11 protein-coding genes and 1 pseudogene are annotated in these 18,135 nt (G+C 44.5%); 10 read left to right on the top strand and 2 right to left on the bottom strand.

The window, feature by feature from the left end; all coding sequences use genetic code 11:
* Positions 1 to 101 precede the first annotated feature (101 nt).
* Together AC6RGY_RS05495 and pepF are read left to right on the top strand one after the other, a co-directional pair.
* Positions 102 to 671, top strand: coding sequence for a GNAT family N-acetyltransferase (locus tag AC6RGY_RS05495; RefSeq protein WP_499861469.1), 570 nt, complete (start codon positions 102 to 104; stop codon positions 669 to 671).
* A gap of 109 nt (positions 672 to 780) precedes the next feature.
* Positions 781 to 2,595 carry an oligoendopeptidase F gene (gene pepF, locus AC6RGY_RS05490; RefSeq protein ID WP_499860328.1) on the top strand — a complete coding sequence of 605 codons (1,815 nt, stop codon included), beginning with the start codon at positions 781 to 783 and terminating at the stop codon, positions 2,593 to 2,595.
* Positions 2,596 to 3,085: 490 nt separating this feature from the next.
* Here pepF and AC6RGY_RS05485 read toward each other — a convergent pair whose 3' ends face one another.
* Positions 3,086 to 4,663, bottom strand: a complete 1,578-nt coding sequence (locus tag AC6RGY_RS05485) for a DNRLRE domain-containing protein (RefSeq protein ID WP_499860327.1) — start codon at positions 4,661 to 4,663, stop codon at positions 3,086 to 3,088.
* 213 nt (positions 4,664 to 4,876) lie between these two features.
* Between AC6RGY_RS05485 and AC6RGY_RS05480 the strand changes: the two genes are divergently transcribed.
* The 7 genes and pseudogenes from AC6RGY_RS05480 to AC6RGY_RS05450 all read left to right on the top strand — a co-directional run bounded on the left by AC6RGY_RS05480 (position 4,877) and on the right by AC6RGY_RS05450 (position 15,523).
* Positions 4,877 to 6,430, top strand: coding sequence for a multicopper oxidase family protein (locus AC6RGY_RS05480; protein ID WP_499860324.1), 1,554 nt, complete (start codon positions 4,877 to 4,879; stop codon positions 6,428 to 6,430).
* Between the two features lie 297 nt (positions 6,431 to 6,727).
* On the top strand, positions 6,728 to 7,300 hold the full coding sequence (locus AC6RGY_RS05475; RefSeq protein ID WP_499860321.1) for a hypothetical protein: 573 nt from the start codon (positions 6,728 to 6,730) through the stop codon (positions 7,298 to 7,300).
* Between the two features lie 21 nt (positions 7,301 to 7,321).
* Positions 7,322 to 7,516: pseudogene (locus AC6RGY_RS05470) on the top strand (ribose-5-phosphate isomerase A); the annotation flags it as partial.
* 168 nt (positions 7,517 to 7,684) lie between these two features.
* Complete coding sequence (locus AC6RGY_RS05465; RefSeq protein WP_499860319.1) at positions 7,685 to 10,093, top strand: penicillin acylase family protein; 2,409 nt, start codon at positions 7,685 to 7,687, stop codon at positions 10,091 to 10,093.
* A 175-nt stretch (positions 10,094 to 10,268) separates the two neighbouring features.
* Positions 10,269 to 10,949 carry a response regulator transcription factor gene (locus tag AC6RGY_RS05460; protein ID WP_499860318.1) on the top strand — a complete coding sequence of 227 codons (681 nt, stop codon included), beginning with the start codon at positions 10,269 to 10,271 and terminating at the stop codon, positions 10,947 to 10,949.
* On the top strand, positions 10,946 to 12,298 hold the full coding sequence (locus AC6RGY_RS05455) for a HAMP domain-containing sensor histidine kinase (protein WP_499860317.1): 1,353 nt from the start codon (positions 10,946 to 10,948) through the stop codon (positions 12,296 to 12,298). Before AC6RGY_RS05460 ends, AC6RGY_RS05455 begins: the two co-directional genes overlap by 4 nt.
* Before the next feature lie 96 nt (positions 12,299 to 12,394).
* Positions 12,395 to 15,523 (top strand): efflux RND transporter permease subunit, encoded by a 3,129-nt coding sequence (locus AC6RGY_RS05450; RefSeq protein WP_499860315.1) that lies wholly within the window; start codon positions 12,395 to 12,397, stop codon positions 15,521 to 15,523.
* Between the two features lie 167 nt (positions 15,524 to 15,690).
* Here the strand turns inward: AC6RGY_RS05450 and AC6RGY_RS05445 are convergent, their stop codons facing one another.
* Positions 15,691 to 16,500 (bottom strand): SGNH/GDSL hydrolase family protein, encoded by an 810-nt coding sequence (locus tag AC6RGY_RS05445; protein WP_499860312.1) that lies wholly within the window; start codon positions 16,498 to 16,500, stop codon positions 15,691 to 15,693.
* A 496-nt stretch (positions 16,501 to 16,996) separates the two neighbouring features.
* Between AC6RGY_RS05445 and rsgA the strand changes: the two genes are divergently transcribed.
* Complete coding sequence (rsgA, locus tag AC6RGY_RS05440; RefSeq protein WP_499860310.1) at positions 16,997 to 18,061, top strand: ribosome small subunit-dependent GTPase A; 1,065 nt, start codon at positions 16,997 to 16,999, stop codon at positions 18,059 to 18,061.
* Positions 18,062 to 18,135: the final 74 nt, after the last annotated feature.

Genomic DNA, 18,135 nt, shown 5'->3' with positions numbered 1-18,135 from the left:
AATGTTTTTCTACAAGTGCTTTCTTGTGTATCCAAGACAGGAGAGCACTTGATTGTATCTCATATGAATATAAACAACATGAACGAAAGGCCGTGCGAATGATGAGTCAAGGTACTGTTCGATTAGTCCAACCAACTGTTGATCTCGAGAAAGAATACAAATCCTTTTACCATGAATGGCTTACTAGTGGTGAAGATATGACGCCGTGGGTCATTGAAAAGGACCCTACCTATTTTCCTGCAATGGTCAAATCACTCCATGAGGCAGCTCAGGGAATTGGCATTCCAGAGGGTTTTGTTCCACACTCTACCTATTGGCTCGTGCGTGAAGATGGACTTGTCATAGGAGTGGTAAATATTCGGCATGAGCTTACGGAGCATTTACGAAAAAGTGGGGGACATATCGGATATGGCATTCGTCTGAGTCAACGCCGACAAGGATATGCCACTACGTTGTTAACTCTATCCTTAGAGAAGGCGAGAGGGGAGCTTCACTTAACCCGTGTTTTGGTCATCTGTGATGAATGGAATGTAGGGTCAGAGAAAACCATCGTAAACAATGGTGGGGTATTGGAGTCCATTGAAACAGAAAAGGATGGAAGTGTAATTAAACGCTTCTGGATTGATACTACGCCCCATACCGCAGAGACAATCTCCATCATTCAGAAATAATCAGGGGCCCGTCTGCGTATAAACAAGTAAAGCGGGAAGTTTCTGCCTGGAAATCAAAGCCGAAGAACGATAAGATACTTATAGAGCCTGAATTACAAGGAGGATACCCATGACAGATCAAAATAAAACAAGTCAACTCCCAACTCGTGATGAAATAGAGAAGAAGGATACTTGGCGACTAGAAGATATTTTTGCGACAGATGAACTATGGGAAGAAGAGTTTCAGAAGCTCCAAGCTTTGATTCCAAAGAGTAGCCAGTACAAAGGGAAGCTTGGCCATTCCGCTGCGGACTTCTATGCTGCACTTCAATTTCGTGATGCGCTATCTGAACGTCTCGGAAGACTTTTTACATACGCACATATGCGCTTTGATCAAGATACCACCAATTCCGTCTATCAATCCTTGGATGATCGAGCCAAAGGCTTATTAACAGAAGCATCTAGCAACCTATCCTATATCGTGCCGGAGATTTTGTCGCTTTCAGAGGAGAAAATCGCGCGCTTTCTTAAAGAACACGCTGACCTGCGGCTCTATACGCAAGAGTTAGAGGAATTAAATAAACAACGTCCGCATGTATTGTCAGAAGCAGAAGAGGGTATCTTAGCCCAGCTTTCTGAAGTGACACGCGCTTCCAGCTCCACATTCTCTATGCTTAACAATGCCGATTTGGATTTCCCTGAGATAGAAGGATCGGATGGCCAGTCGATTCAGGTGACACACGGACGTTACAAACAATTGATGGACTCCAGTGATCGCCGGGTACGGAGAGATGCTTTTGGAGCGGTTTACGAGACATATGGCAAATACCGCAATACATTTGCTAGTACGCTAAGTGGACAGATTAAGAGCCACAATGTAAAAGCGCGCATACGTAAATTTGATTCTGCACGTCAGGCGGCATTAAGTAATAACCATATTCCAGAAAAAGTTTACGATCAATTGGTGGAAACGTGTAATCAAAACCTGGGGCTTTTGCATCGCTATATCGCTTTACGGAAACAGGTGCTGGATGTAGAGGAACTGCACATGTATGACCTCTATACTCCACTCATTAAAGAAGTAGAGTACAAAGTCACTTATGAAGAAGCCCAAGAGATCCTACTAGAAGCGTTAAAACCGCTGGGCGAAGAGTATATCTCTATTTTAAAAGAAGCTTTTCAAAATCGCTGGGTTGATGTTTATGAAAACAAAGGTAAACGGAGCGGTGCCTATTCCTCCGGGACTTACGGCACCAATCCCTACATCCTGATGAATTGGCAAGATAACCTGGATAGCCTCTTTACTTTGGCTCACGAATTTGGCCACTCTATTCATAGCTATTACACCCGCAAAGAACAACCCTATCCGTATGGAAATTACACGATCTTCGTAGCGGAAGTGGCGTCTACCTGCAATGAGCAACTGTTGTTGGAATACTTGTTGAAGCAGACAAATGATCCCCGCAAACGTCTCTATTTAATTAACCATTATCTAGAATCTTTCCGGGGAACGTTTTTCCGACAAACCATGTTTGCGGAGTTCGAACACCTCATTCATGAAAAAGCAGCCATCGGGGAAGCTCTTACCCCAGATATGCTAACCGCTTCGTATCTGGAACTAAACCACAAGTACTTTGGGGAAGAGGCACACATCGATGGCGAGATCGGGTTGGAGTGGGCCCGTATCCCGCATTTCTATTACAATTACTATGTGTATCAATATGCAACGGGCTACAGCGCCGCTGCTGCCTTATCGCGCAAGATTCTACAGGAGGGCCAACCCGCAGTGGATCGCTACATTCAGTTCTTAAAAGCGGGTAGTTCTGATTATCCGATTGAAGTGCTGAAAAAAGCCGGTGTGGATATGACCACTTCTTCACCGATTCAAGAGTCACTCGCTGCATTTGAACAGAAGCTAAATGAAATGGAAAAAGCGCTTGATTAGAAAATAGCAAAGAAATCGGTTGCTGGTTCTCTCTCTGGGGAGGACCAGCTTTTTTATATGATTGGGTTTCTCTCCTGAAAAGCATGAGAAATACACACAGAAAGGTTTTGACAGACCATCGTAACGCCATAGCCGTCACCGTATCCCATTTCTGTGTGTCACTTTGTATCAAAAGACAGAAAGAAGAGAGAAGTAAGCAGTATAGCTCAAAAGAGCCAGGCCAACGATTCCGTAGAGAAGCCAGTATCCCAGTTCTCCAGCAAACAACCCAGCCAACAAAGGAGTCACCTCCTTTGAAATGAAAGTAGTTAAGGATGTTCGATGTATTGTATGTTAAATAGGTGATAACAGGAAGGGGGTAAGAGCGGATATTCTGTTCGGGAGATGAGATCATTTTAGTAGCTCTAGTATGCGAAATACCCCCCTGCTACTTGTTATAAGAGAGCAGGGGGGTATTTGTAAGAAGATGTATTTCTATGCCGAAGATGCTTTACTCATAGGTTATGGTCAATTTGGGTCTTTGTGTGGCTGTTCCGTCTTCGCTGGAGGAAAAATAGAGTCCGTCTTCAGAAGAGGGATCAGCTAGTAGCAGACCATGATTTTGTTGCGGATTTTCTATCCAATCTTGCAACAGGGCAAGTACCTGTTCATCTAGTTGAAAGGTTTGTGCCCCTGATTGAGTAGAGGAGATGGTACCGAGCGAAGAGACTCCACGATCGCTAGCTCCCCATGCTCCGGCTTCTGACCAAGAACGGCCTGCATCATATTGATTCCAAGTAGCTTCGCCCTCGTCCCATGCGCGTTTCATGTCATACATGGAGTAGGAATCCCAGCTACTGTTGGTAATGTTCAACGTTAGGCTGGCAGATACCACACGGGCATCTGAAGGGATACTGGATAGATTCCACCGAAGCAAACTGTACAAATTGCTGGATGTATTCGAGGGGTAGTCACCGTCGAGGTAGAGGTTATAGTCGCTATAGTTTGTGTCCGGACGATATTGATACAAAATGGTATCATCCATGCCATCGTAGCTAGAGGAAGGAGAGACTCCGTTTTGGAACGAGACAGTTGTCTCGTTAGATGGAGGGGTATCGTCTCCTTTTTCAATGACGAAGGAATCGAGAACGTTGTTATGGGTGTCATAGACGGTAAAGGTAGAAGTCGTTCCTTCTACATCGACCACCATATAGTGATATTGACGTAGCGGACCCACTTCTACATTGTTGTTGTCACGGACGGTACTGCTCAGAGGGGCACCCGCTCCACCAAGGGTGATCTGTGGGATTTCATGTTCAAAGGTGTATCCATTTCCGCTAAAAGAGGGGTCGATGATGCGGCGGTTATAATTGTGTTCATGGCCGACTAGTACAGCATCCACTTGATATTGATCAAAAAGATCCCACAATGCATCACGGTCGGAAGAGCTACGGTCGAGGGAATAACCATAATGCGAACCGATTGGATAAGCAGGGACATGAAATTGGACGAAAGTGTGGGTTTGTGGATTGTCCTGTAATAAACCTTCTAACCACGCTCGTTGCGATGAGGAAACGACATAGGAACCACGACTGTTTTTACGGTCGGAGTTTAGGGTAATGATGCGCGTGTTGCCGTAGTCGAAGTAGTAAGCAGAACGTTTGTAGCCGTTTAACTGATTAGAAGGAAGGTGGGAAAAAACACGACTGAAAATGGTTTCATCATCTTCGTGGTTGCCAAGCGAAGGATAAATCATATTCATCGGATAATAGTCGTCGACAATGTCTTTCCAATCGTACAATTCACTCTCTACATCGGAACCCCCATACACTTGATCCCCTGTGAACAGAAGGAAAGAAGGCTGTTTTTCAAGCGAACGAACATCTTCCATCAAAGAGCGCAATGTGTTTTCGTTAATCCCATCATGAGAGCCCCGACTATCTCCCATTACAACAAAGCGAAAAGAATCTTCGGTAGCCTCTACCTCCGTAGTGGACGATAAGGAAAAAGGTAATACAACAGATGTCAGTAGAAGAAGTGTCAGACCAACAACGAGCACATACTTTCTTTTACTACTTCTTTCAAACATTTGGTCCCCTCCAGGCGTAGTGATTTGTTTGTTCCACTTATGAGTATACAAAAATAAATTTCGAATTTTAGTGAATCTGATTAAAGAGTTGATGAAGAGGGCGTTAATGCCGCAAAAGTTGTCTCAACGAATGAAGAAACATATGTACAAAAAGGTTTGGCATACCTTCATATTAGCGAGAGGAGAAATAGAGCATCCGAGGAGATGACTAAAATGAATTTCGAGAAGTTCATTAACCCGCTTCCGATCCCGCCTACGATCCAACCTCGCAAAAGAACTAGGTCCCTTACGTCTTATCATGTAGAGATGAGGGAGGGGAAGCATCAATTTGATCAATCGCTTCCTCTGACTACCATCTGGGGGTACAATGGAATCTATCCTGGCCCGACATTTGAGGTAAGAAGAAATGAACGCGTGCGCGTGAAATGGATCAATCAGCTTCCTGATCAACAATTTCTGCCTGTGGATACGACGGTTCTTACCCCAGCACAGCAAGAGATTCTGCCTACTACAGGGCTTTCAGTTGTCCATTTCCATGGGGGAAGCACCCAAGCGGTATATGACGGATTTCCTACTGCTTGGTATTCAAAGGACCTTACACATGTTGGCCCTGCATTTTTCACAGATGAGTTTGAATACTCGAATGAGCAACGTCCCACTACACTGATGTACCATGACCATGCGTTTGCCCTTACTCGATTGAATGTGTATGCGGGTCTGTTTGGTTTCTACATTATTCGAAGTCCTCAAGAGCAAGCGCTTGATCTGCCCCGAGGAGATTTTGAACTCCCTCTGGTCATACAAGACAAAACCTTTAACGCCGATGGCTCTCTTTTTTATCCGGATCAGCCTATTCCCAATCCATCGGGAATTGTGCCCTCCATTATTCCTGAGTTTTTTGGTGACAATATTATTGTGAATGGGAAACTGTATCCTTTTCTTAATGTAGAACCACGAAAATATCGCTTTCGCATATTAAATCTCGCCAATGCTCGCTTCTTTCGTATGCGGTTAAGTTCGGGACAGCCCTTTATTCAGATTGGGTCTGATGGAGGTCTCCTTGCCAAACCTGTGCGAGTGGAGGAGCTTCTCTTAGCACCTGCTGAGCGGGCGGACGTCATCCTTGATTTCTCGCAACATCATGGGGAAACGATTACGATTACAAATGATGCCCCTACACCTTTTCCTACTGGCACCCCCGTTAACAATAACACCAATGTACTCATGCAATTTCGCGTAACGCTCCCGCTTTCGAGTAAGGATCGCAGTCGGATACCCAGCGTACTTAGTAGAATTACACCGCTAAGAAAATCAGATTCTGAAGCAACTCGTGACATTACACTAGACGAGTCAACTGATTCCTTTGGGAGATTGATGCTCTTACTAAACAATACACCCTTCGCAGACCCTCCAACCATCACTCCCACACTCAATTCCATTGAAGTGTGGCGCTTGATTAACACGACTCCTGATTCGCATCCCATACATGTTCATCTGGTAGAATTTCAGATTTTGTATCGACAAAACTACGATGTCAATCGGTTTACGCAAACGGGAGAATTGGTCTTTACATCGAAAAAAATTCCGCCAGACCCCAATGAAAGAGGTTTCAAAGATACCGTTCGAGCCAATCCAGGTCAAGTCACATCGATTATTGCACGCTATGGCCCCTTTAGTGGTAGATACGTGCTCCATTGCCATATCATTGAGCACGAAGACTGGGAAATGATGCGTCCCTTCGTTGTGATCGAGGATTTTGAAGAATAATTTATTATAAAAGAAGGAGGAGGGGAACTGTATCCCTTCTCCTTCTTCTCTGCATCCGACAAATGTAGCACACAGTGAGAAATCGAGAAACCCCTCCTTAGATTTGAAAATAGGGTGGCCGACTCGCTTTATCATTTTGCTGCAAAGTATGGGCCAATGATACCCTCATTTATCGAAGCCTTCGGCTAGTCTTTCTGTTTTAAAAATGGTACCTTTGAATTTATGGGAGACTAACTATAAAGCCGGCTTCTATTTACTTTTATCTATTTGCTATTCCATTGAGAGGGGCTGCATTCGATGAAAAACGAAGGTGCGATCGATAGTCATGAAGCCATTTCCACCGCTTTCCGTCAGCAAGGAATCTTCACCTTTAAAAGAGCTAAAGAGTGGATTCTTTCGCTTCCATACGAGCGAGTAACGAATCCTCTAGATCCATTGGCCGTACTAAAGGAGCAACGAGGCACTTGCAGTAGTAAGCATGCGTTGCTTGTTCGCTTAGGGAAAGAGCTCTCTTTGCCGATCTCACTTGTTTTGGGAATTTATGAGATGAATGAAAGAAATACACCGGGTGTTGGACAAGTTCTCCATACTCATGGATTAACTTACCTACCAGAGGCACATTGCTACATCTTATTAGATAGTGAGAGGCAAGATTATACACGTCAAGTAGAAGGAAAGGAAAGTCCTTTTTCCTCTTTGCTCTATGAGGAAGAAATCGAACCGGAGCAAATCGCTTCCTATAAAATAGAACGCCATCAGCAGTTCCTACGTCAGTGGATCCGAGAGACGAAAACCGACTATGATTTCGCTCAACTATGGGCTATCCGAGAAGCATGTATTCAAGCACTATCCCAACACAAATCCGGATGAAGAAGGAGAAATCCTCGCCTCCGTTATAGAGGGAATCGCCCCTATATAACGGACAACGGTAACTACCTGTTGGATTGCGCTCTTGGGGAAATCACGGACCCGATGCAACTTGAACAGGAGCTGAAACTCATCCCAGGTGTCATTAAATCCGGCTTGTTTATACAAATGACGGATATGGTTACCATGGGGACTGATGAGGGTATCCGTTTTCTTTGATCATTCTTACCGACCGAACTTTCCTGCCTTCTGTGTACAAAGAGTTGCTCATCCTTACAGGGAGTAAACGACCGAGAGTAGAAAAGAAGACATAAGATGCATTTTTCAGCCTATAATATTGTATCTAGGTATGAGGGCAGAGAGATGGGACAAGGGGGGAGAAGACAGATGAAAGCGGTTACAAGTGAGAGGAGTAAGAGGGTACGCTGGCTCCCACAGCGCAAAGGCTGGAGATTTCTTATCATCGGGGTGATTCTATGTAGTTTGCTTATCACGGTACCAATGGCCTATGGCTATTGGCTCTTACACACGAGCCTTCCACAAACAGAAGGAGAAATTCAAATAGATGGCTTGCAGGAGGAAGTCTCCGTCTGGCGTGATGCGTCTGGTGTTCCTCACATTGAGGCGCAAAACTCCGAAGACCTTTACTTTGCACAAGGGTTTGTTACTGCGCAGGATCGTCTTTTTCAAATGGATTTGAGTCGTAGGCAGGCTTCGGGCCAATTAAGCGAAGTCATCGGTGAAAAGACATTGGAACGGGATCAGTTTTTTCGTACGCTGGGTTTGCGCCGAGCGGCGGAGGATTCCCTCTCTCTGTACTCAGCAGAGGCAAAACAAGTACTCACTTCATATACCCAAGGGATAAATGCCTACATTCAACAAGCTGTCGACACGGGTAGCCTCCCCATTGAATTTCGCATCCTCGGTTACGAGCCGCAGGAATGGGGCATCTTGGACTCTGTTTCCATTAGCAAATACATGGCGTATGATTTGGGTGGGCATTGGGAAGGCCAAGCATTTCGCTATTATCTCTTACAAACCTTTGATGAAGAAAAAGCATATGATCTTTTTCCTGCCTATCCAGCAGATGCCGAGACCATTGTACAAGCTATAAAAGATCATCCCATCGACCTCTACAGCAGTCTTTCTTCAGCTAAGATCCCCTCTGAGTGGAATGGAAGTAACAACTGGGTGATAGCGGGGGAGAAAACCAAGTCAGGTGCACCTCTATTGGCTAATGACCCTCACTTGGATATCGGCACGCCGTCTATCTGGTATGAAACCCATCTATCTTCCCCTGATGTGAATGTAGCAGGGGTGATTTTTGCAGGGGTCCCAGGCATTCTCCTTGGCCATAATCAGGACATCGCTTGGGGAGTAACCAATGTGGGACCAGATGTTCAGGATTTATATATCGAGAGGCGAAACCCGAACAACCCTTCTGAAGTGGCCTACAACGGCGAATGGGAGAAAGTAGAGACCATCGAAGAAGTGATACAAGTGAAGGACCAAGAGCCCGTGGTACATGAGGTTCACATTACGCGGCATGGTCCGATCATTTCGGATTTTATCGATCATGATCTTGCAGAAACGGCACTGGCGCTACGCTGGACAGCATTGGATCCCTCAAATGAGATGGAGGCAGTGCTGCAATTTAATCGTGCGACCGATTGGGAGCAATTTAAGAGCGCTCTTGAGCACTTTCACACGCCTGCACAAAATTTTGTGTTTGCCTCAAAAGAAGGAACCATCGCTTATCGCGCCAATGGGTTGATCCCTATTCGCAAAAGAGGGGATGGACTGCTCCCCGTTCCAGGATGGACAGATGAATATGAATGGGATGGCTATATCCCATGGGAGAAACTGCCCACCATAGTCAATCCAGAAGAAGGTTTTATTGCAACGGCCAATAACAAAGTAACCGACGATTCTTATGCTTACCATATATCCAATACGTGGGCAGGTCCTTATCGGTATGAGCGGATTACAGAGCAGTTACGCCAAAAAGATGATTGGACCCTCTCGGATAGCCGGGCCTTGCAGTTGGATGCGAAGAATCGACACGCAGAAGAATTTCTCCCCATATTGTTAGAAGAATGGAAGGCGTATGATGATAATAGGCGTGAGCGAATGCCGGAAGCGATCACCTTATTAGAAGAATGGGATTATGAAGAGGGTAGAGATGATGGCGCACCTTTTCTCTACCATTTGTGGATGGATGAATTGGAAACCCAACTTTTCAAGGGGCAAATTGATAAAGAAATGATGAAATTGTTCGAAAAGAAAAGTCGTACAGTCGATCGGTTAATTGTGGACGCTCATTCGGGAAATCCAGGTCCCTGGATTCGAGAACAAGGAGGGTTACCGGAACTTGCTTCGAGGTCGCTGGAGCGAGCAGTTAAAAGAGCTACCGACCTGCAAGGAAAAGACTTTACCGATTGGGAGTGGGGAGAATACCATACCGTTCAATTTCAACACCCGTTAGCAGTTGTGAAGCCTCTTCATCTTTTATTTAATCCAGAACCCCAAGCCTTCCGGGGAAGTGGAGAGACTGTAGTGGCTGCCCGCTATGAGGAGGATGGTGAAGTGGTGCATGGTGCATCGTGGCGCACAGTCATTGATCTGGGAAGAATAGAGGAAAGTATGAATGTAATCGGGCCCGGCCAATCCGGTCACCCCTTAAGTCCCTGGTACGATGATCAAGTAGAAGATTGGGCGCAAGGAAAGTATCATCTGACGAGTATGGAGAAAGAGGAGTATCAAAAGAACAATGAACGGCTCTTGCTTCACCCTTAACAGATATATTTCCACCCTGATACAACACTTAAGTGATATGATAACAAGACAGAAAGTAACGGACACCTGGATCGTATTCAGGTGTCCGTTACTACTTTGAATGAGATCAAACAGTCTATTTACAATACGAAATGTGAAATCGTCTCTACGGAGATAAAGGAGGGATAAACCACCCATGATAAAAATCTTAATCGCCGATGACGATCCCAGCATGGTAAAGCTTCTTTCTTTCCATATGAGAAAAGAAGGGTACCAACCTCTCAGTGCGAGAGATGGAAAGGAGGCATTGGACATTTTGGAAAAAGAAGTGGTCGACTTGGCTATTATCGATGTCATGATGCCTCGCATGGATGGTTATGAGTTATGTGAGTCCATTCGATCCAGCTATGATATACCCATTATTATGCTAACAGCAAGGGGAGCGGCACAGGATAAAATTAAAGGGTTTCGCCAAGGAACGGATGATTACATTGTGAAGCCCTTTGAAGCAACCGAATTTATCCTGCGTGTACAGGCCTTGTTAAGGCGTTCTCAGATTCAGACGGCAAACAAGCTTCCATTTGGAGACATTCATCTGGATCTCCAATCACGAGAATTGACCACTCATAGCGGGAAGGTACTTCTCCTTCCATTGAAAGAGTTTGAGGTTTTATTTCGGTTAGCCAGCTATCCGAATCAGATTTTTACTCGTGAGCAGCTGATTGAACAGATTTGGGGACTGGACTTTGAAGGAGATGAACGAACGGTGGATGTGCACATCAAGCGGATTCGCGAGCGATTGAGAAGTGGTAGTCAATGCGTGAGGATAAAAACCGTGCGTGGTCTGGGTTATCGGATTGAGGTACAGGAGCCATGAAAAGTATCTATACCAAACTGGTTCTAACCTTCTTGATAGCGATTGTTTTAAGTTTAAGTTCAGCTTTCTTCCTTATCTCTTACGTATATGAGTCTTTTGAAAAAGATAAGTACTATGAGAACATGATTGATGCCGGTAATGAGGTGATCCAGGCGATTAGAAATGAACCTGATGCTGAATTGGATCAATATCTGAGTAATTTGTCGCTCCTGCATTATGATTTTCTTGTTGTTAGGGAAGGGAAACAAAACCTGTACTTTGGAGCCCCCGCGTCCGATTGGAATGTTTCCGATGACAGGATGAATAACGTTCTCGAAGGTAGCGTTTATCGTAATGATTCCACACCACCGAAATTGATCATTGGACTTCCCTTTGAGGATGAAGGAAGGGCGTCTGCTCTTTTCTTAAAAGTAGGAAAGGACTTTCAGCCTATTAAAGGGTTTCAAAGAGTATTGCTCTTGATTTTGGTTTTCATTTTGGTTATTGGGAGTCTCCTTTTCTTTCTACTGAGTTCCTATCTCATCCAGCCTATTCATCATTTGACGCAAGCAACAAAACGGATGGCAGAAGGGAATCTTCGGCAAAAAATTCCGACCCAGCGTAAAGATGAGTTAGGCGAATTGATCAATCATTTTAACTCAATGGCGTCGAAGGTAGCAGAGTTGGATACCATGAGACAACAGTTTGTAGCAAATGTTTCACATGAAATTCAGTCACCATTGGGTACGATTCAAGGGTTTGCGCAGATTTTGAAGGAGAATGAATGGGAGGATAGGGAGGAAGTACGGAAGTATCTTTCGATTATTGAAGAAGAGAGTAGACGGATGTCTCAACTATCCAAAAATTTGTTGGAAATGGCTACGTTGGATCTGGAGAATCCTCCTATTCATCCTGTACGTTACCGTTTGGATGAACAATTGCGTAGAGTGCTCGTAAGTCTGGAATCGAAATGGAGTGAAAAGAATCAAGAGATTGTACTAGAGACAGACGACGTTTACATCCTGGGCGATATCGATGGCTTACAGCAAGTGTGGATTAACCTTCTTACGAATGCCATCCGATATACTCCAGAGTACGGGGTTATTCGTGTTAGGGTAGTGATACTGGAAGAAGAGAGGATCGAAGTCTCCATTTCTGATAACGGGATCGGTATTCCCGAAGCAGATCTGCCATTTGTATTTGATCGATTTTATAAGGTGGACAAAGCGCGAACGCGGCAAATTGGAGGAAGCGGACTGGGTCTTTCCATTGTGAAAAGAATGGTGGAGTTGCACGGGGGAGGTATAGAAGTTACCAGTCTTCCCAGGCAAGGTACGACATTTTCGGTTCGACTCCCACAGGGACAGTAGGGGCACTACTTTGAAAATGAATTTTTTAATTCATATTCTGTTCACATAAATCCTCTATTCTGTTTGCAGAACGCAAATGAGAGGAGAATGGAGCGCGTGAAATGGTTAACGAAATTTAGTCTGAAAAATATGATCGCGACCTTCATGCTGATCGCACTCGTGATGGGTGGTGGAGCATGGGCCACTACTCAAATACAAGTGGAAACGTATCCGGATGTTACCTTACCTATAGTAACCGTGCAAGCTCAATACCCTGGTGCTTCTGCAGAAGAGGTGGAGAAGCTGGTGACGCTTCCAATTGAAGAGGCGGTATTAAACCTTGAGGATTATGACTCCGTCACCAGTGTTTCTAATCAGGACATGGCGATGATAGTCGTTACCTATCCATTTGGACAAGAGATGGAGCAGGCAGAGAGCACGATCGATAGTGCCATTCGTGGAGTCCGCCTTCCTGAAGATGCAAATATTGAAGTTTCGACGATGTCTATGAATGAAACGGCTATTTTTCAATTGGCAGTGGCATCAGATGATTTAGATGTTTTGCAGGAGGATCTTCTTAATAGCGTGGTTCCTCAGTTAGAATCGATTGAAGGTGTAGCCGATGTCACGCTAACGGGAATACAAGAGTCTACCGTATCCATCAAGGTAAACCAAAGTAAAACGACCGAAAAAGGGTTGTCGCTCGATGATATCAAAGAAGCGATTGCTGAAAAGGAATATGAGATTCCAGCAGCAACACTAGAGTCGGATGGAGAAAGCTCTCCTCTATATGTTCAAGGACATATAGAAGACTTGATGGCTCTCAAGGAGATTGAGATTCCGATATCTAGTACACCCATACAAATGGAGAATCGCTCGTCTTCGCCACAGGGACCCATAGTAGGTTCCTCAGCAATGGAAAGCCAAACCTCGTCGCAAGCTTTTAGCCAAGAGTTGGAGACAGTGAATTTAAAAGAAATCGCTGAAGTGAAGATGGATACCTCTCGCTCCGAAATTGCTCGCTTCAATGGAGAAGAGAGCGTGCTATTGCAAGTATTTAAAGCAGAAGACGCTAATACATCCAGCATTGTTGACGAAGTGAAATCTGCCATCGACAAGGAATTCGAAGGAAAAGATTATCGTACGTATGTGGTAGATGATCAAGGAGAACCAGTGGACGAATCCATCTCTTCTATGCTAAAAGAAGGTGGATACGGTGCTTTATTTACGATACTCGTTATTCTCCTTTTCCTACGTAATTTTCGCGCAACTGTGATTGCGATTATTTCACTACCGGTTTCTATCCTAGGCTCCATCTTCTTGTTGAATCAATTTGGCTATACCTTAAACCTTATGACCATGGGAGGTATAGCCGTTGCCGTCGGACGAATCGTGGACGATAGCATCGTCGTCATAGAAAACATCTATCGGTGGAAGCAATTGCATCCGCACATGCCCCATAGAAAGTTGGTTTTCGAAGCGACGCGTGAAGTGATGGGAGCGATTACGTCTTCTACTATTGCCACACTCATCGTTTTCTTACCATTGGCGCTAGTTAGCGGGATCATAGGGGAATTCTTCCGTCCATTTAGCCTCGCAGTGGTTTTTGCTATCACTATCTCTTTGCTTGTGGCAGTGATGCTCATCCCTGTGCTAGGAAATGTGTTTTTCAAGAAGGTTAAAGAGCACAAGAGCAAGGGACGTTGGATCTCCACGTATGAAAAGGTGCTACGTCGTGCTATGAAGAAGAAAGCGCTTGTTTTTAGTGTGGCACTCGCTTTGTTAATTGCCTCAATTGCGATCATTCCGTTGCTTCATATCTCCTTTCTACCCAGTGCACCCTCACAATCTTTCCAAGTCGATGCGATATTTCCAGAGGGTGTAACGTTAGAAGAAACGGATGAATTTGCTCGTAACGTGGAGAAGTCTTTAACAGCAAAAGAAGAGCTTGAATACTCCCAGGTTTCGATTGGATTTTCAATTGAACAGGGCCCAATGGGGCAGAGGGATACGAAAGAAAATCGCGCGAAGTTCTTTATTCAATTGAAAGAAGGAAACACCGTTGACGACTACATGAAGTCATATGAGACGGAGATTTCCGAGATTGCTCATGATTCGTATGAAGAAGCTGTTGTTAAAACACAAGAGGTAACAGAGGAAGGTCCTCCATCGGGGAACTCTGTTACGGTAAACCTGTATAGTGACAACTTTGAAAGCCTTGAAACCGCGGCCGATTCTGTTGAAACTCTATTGGAACAGGACAGTCATTTAAAGAATGTTTCTAGTGATATAGAGGAATTTCAGACCAAATGGCGATTCATTCTCAATGAGGAAGGTCAATCGCTTGGAATCAATCCGTATCAAATTGTGCAACCCATTAATGAGGGCGTCCAAGGAGTAGAGGGTCAGGTTACTTTGGAAGGGGAAGAGTGGGACCTGTCTCTTTTCTATGATGATAGGGTAACCTCCATCGAAGAAATCGAAAATCTAACCATTACTACAATGGAAGGTGAGAAAAAAATCGGTGATGTCATTGAGATCGAGGAGGATAAAGCTCCGCTCACGATTAACCACCAAGACGGAGAAGTGTCAGCACTTGTATCAGCAGAAGTGATTGGTGAAGATACCGCCACGATTTCAACAACCGTACAAGAGGATGTCAAAGCACTCTCCTTACCAGACGATGTGGAGATTGATTTCTCCGGTGGTGGACTGGAAATGATCACAGAAGGGTTTGTCGATATTGGTATTTCGATGGGCGTCGCTATCTTACTCGTCTTCTTTGTCCTCGGCATCACATTTGGTGGATTCATGACACCCATGGTTATCCTATCATCCCTTATCTTTGTACCGATTGGATCGCTAACCGCCTTATTGATAACAGGAGAAAGCTTATCCATGAGTGGGATGATCGGGATTTTGATGTTGATCGGAATTGTCACCACCAATGCGGTTGTTTTACTGGACCGTGTGGAAACGAATCGTCGAAATGAACAAGAGCTTACCGAAGCAGTGGTAGAGGCTTCCACCACGCGGTTGCGACCCATCCTCATGACCGCCTTTGCGACGATCTTTGCTCTATTGCCACTCGCTCTGTCGGACTCTACATCTTTATTGATCTCCAAAGAGCTTGCGATCACGGTCATCGGTGGATTGTTCACTTCTACCATTCTTACACTCATCTTCGTCCCTGTGCTGTATCATGCTATTGGGAAAAAGCACACTGCAGTAAATGATGAATGGTAAATCAACGAACCATTGTAAGCCCGTCATTCAGATATCTGAATGACGGGCTTTTACGGTGCACCCAGCATGGGAGCGTTCTATAGGGTGGGTGATGAAAGTAGCAGTAGTCATTAGCTTAAGACAAAGGGTGTCCACCCTGAGGTGGAATCACATGTAAGCCCTTTCATTTATCTAGAAAATTGATCATATCCTAAGGAGCGGAAAGATTTCGCGATTTCCTTATGACCTCTGTCATTTGGATGTAGCCCATCGATAAAGATCAGCCCTGATTTTATTGGATCTTCTTCTTGTGATACACCATTAAATGCTGTATACACATCTGCCATTTGATAACCCATGCTTTGTTTTTCTTCAATAAATTGATTTATCTCATCTAAATAAGGTTTGAAAACGTCAAAGCGTGACATTGTGCCATCATAACTTTTGGCGTTCTTGTCCTCTGCTACATAGGGATTATACAAATTCATTGTCTTTAGGTTAGATGTCTTTCCATTTCTTAAACTGATAATCCGTTCCGTCGTTTCAATCCAATCAGCTTTTAAGTCCATGACAGCTTGGCGCAAACAATCTTCGTTGTCACTTCCACCACATGTTCCTTTCATATATTTAGTGCGTGCTTTTCTCAAGTCGTTTCCACCAATGTTCCAAGTGACAACGTCTCCATTCCGTACAGCACGACGTATATATTTATTATTTTTAAGTCCTTCAATTAATTCATCGCTTTGCCAACCACCAACACTACGATTAACGACATAAACGATTTTATTCGTATCTTTCATCATATAATCCCGATAGCGTGGACCGTAACTTTTAAACGCACCAAAGCCAAGACCAATCGAGTCTCCTATAACGGTATATTGAACGATTTTATTGTTTGTTTCCGTTCCTTCTGCTTGAGCAACATCATTTCCATTCCCCATAGCCACAACAGAAAACAACATAGTGAAGACCATTGCCATTCGAAGCCACTTCAGCACACTAAATCCCCTCCATTTGTCTCAATATTCTTAGTTATCTTAACATCAATTCACGAATCGTTCAATGTTATTCCTTCAATTGTTAAAAAATTAGAATACATTTCGTGACCGTGAAGAGGGCGCATTTCTTCGTCCTCACAGGAGCTATCGGAGCCAAGCAGATAGCCGTTGCTGTATACATGGAGCCGATACATTGATTTAGAGTAATCTCTATTACTACAAAACAGGATAAAACCATTTTTATCTATTAGATGTGACTATTGCCGTATCTTTTGGTGTGTATTAGAATAGAAAATACCTACTTTCTTGATTTAGGAAAATAAAATGAGATAAAAGACGGATACGCGATGAAAATAAATAGGCATTGAAAGGATGATGACCATGATTGATACAAACCAACTATTTGTAAATGCAATGAAGGAATATGAAGACGTACAACAGGTGCAGGAGAAGGTAGGGAATAGGTAGAGCGTATCCGTCAACAGGAGGAGCTCTTTTGAATTTAGAAGATTTGGGCTGGGACCCATCATGGGAAGAAACTTGGAACCAACGGGCGACGGATGGCCAGGAAGTGGGCCGCATTGCATTGGAGCACAAGCACTTGTATCGCGTGTTAACAAAGCACGGAGAAGTGCTCGCCAGCATCTCCGGGAGCATGCGGTATCATGCATTGGGACGTGAAGGATACCCCGCTGTTGGCGATTGGGTTGTACTTGATATTCAAGCGGGAGAGCAAAAAGGAATGATTCGTGAGGTCCTTCCACGCCGAAGTCAGTTCTCTCGAAAAGTAGCTGGTGAAACGACGGAAGTGCAGTTGGTTGCGACCAATGTAGATACGGTATTTCTTGTGCAAGCATTGGATGGGGATTTCAATCTCCGTCGCTTGGAACGTTATTTGATTGCAGCATGGGAAAGCGGTGCGAGCCCCGTTATTATCTTATCCAAAGCAGATGAGTGCCTGGATGTAGAAAGCAAAGTGGCTGAGGTAGAAACGGTCGCTATGGGTGTGCCGATTCACCCCATTAGTGTTGTAGAGGGGGCAGGGCTTGCTGACTTGGAATCCCATTTACAATGCGGTAGGACGATTGCCGTGATGGGTTCATCCGGTGTAGGGAAATCCACCCTTATCAACTGGCTGTATGGAGAAGAGATTTTGCGTACAGGTGCGATCCGCGCAGACGATAGCAAAGGACGGCATACCAGTACGCACCGTGAAATGGTTGTTCTCCCTCAAGGAGGCATTCTCATTGATACGCCAGGTATGCGTGAGCTACAGCTATGGGATAGCGATAGTGGATTATCCGCTACTTTCCAAGACATAGAAGAGATGGCTGAACAATGTATGTTCCGAGATTGTAAACATGAAAAGGAGCCTCAATGTGCGGTAAGAGAGGCAGTCCAGGAAGGTACACTATCCATAGAGCGATTAGATAGTTACCGAAAGATGTTACGGGAAGCCGAGTATGTCAATGCGAAGAAGGATAAGCGACTACAAAAGGAACGAAAGCAAGCGCATATTCGCAATGTGAAACAAGCAAAGAAAGCGCCTAAGCGAAGGTAACCTTTTTGGCTAGAAAGCAACGACGGATATCTGAAATAAACAGATGTCCGTCGTTGTATACATGAAGCCGATAC

Source organism: Mechercharimyces mesophilus, from assembly GCF_059818345.1.
This window is presented reverse-complemented; position numbering and strand designations above follow the sequence as displayed.

Coding starts and splice junctions, on each gene's coding strand:
- AC6RGY_RS05495 (WP_499861469.1), top strand. CDS start 102: ATGAGTCAAGGTACTGTTCGATTAGTCCAACCAACTGTTGATCTCGAG.
- pepF (WP_499860328.1), top strand. CDS start 781: ATGACAGATCAAAATAAAACAAGTCAACTCCCAACTCGTGATGAAATA.
- AC6RGY_RS05485 (WP_499860327.1), bottom strand. CDS start 4,663: ATGTTTGAAAGAAGTAGTAAAAGAAAGTATGTGCTCGTTGTTGGTCTG.
- AC6RGY_RS05480 (WP_499860324.1), top strand. CDS start 4,877: ATGAATTTCGAGAAGTTCATTAACCCGCTTCCGATCCCGCCTACGATC.
- AC6RGY_RS05475 (WP_499860321.1), top strand. CDS start 6,728: ATGAAAAACGAAGGTGCGATCGATAGTCATGAAGCCATTTCCACCGCT.
- AC6RGY_RS05465 (WP_499860319.1), top strand. CDS start 7,685: ATGAAAGCGGTTACAAGTGAGAGGAGTAAGAGGGTACGCTGGCTCCCA.
- AC6RGY_RS05460 (WP_499860318.1), top strand. CDS start 10,269: ATGATAAAAATCTTAATCGCCGATGACGATCCCAGCATGGTAAAGCTT.
- AC6RGY_RS05455 (WP_499860317.1), top strand. CDS start 10,946: ATGAAAAGTATCTATACCAAACTGGTTCTAACCTTCTTGATAGCGATT.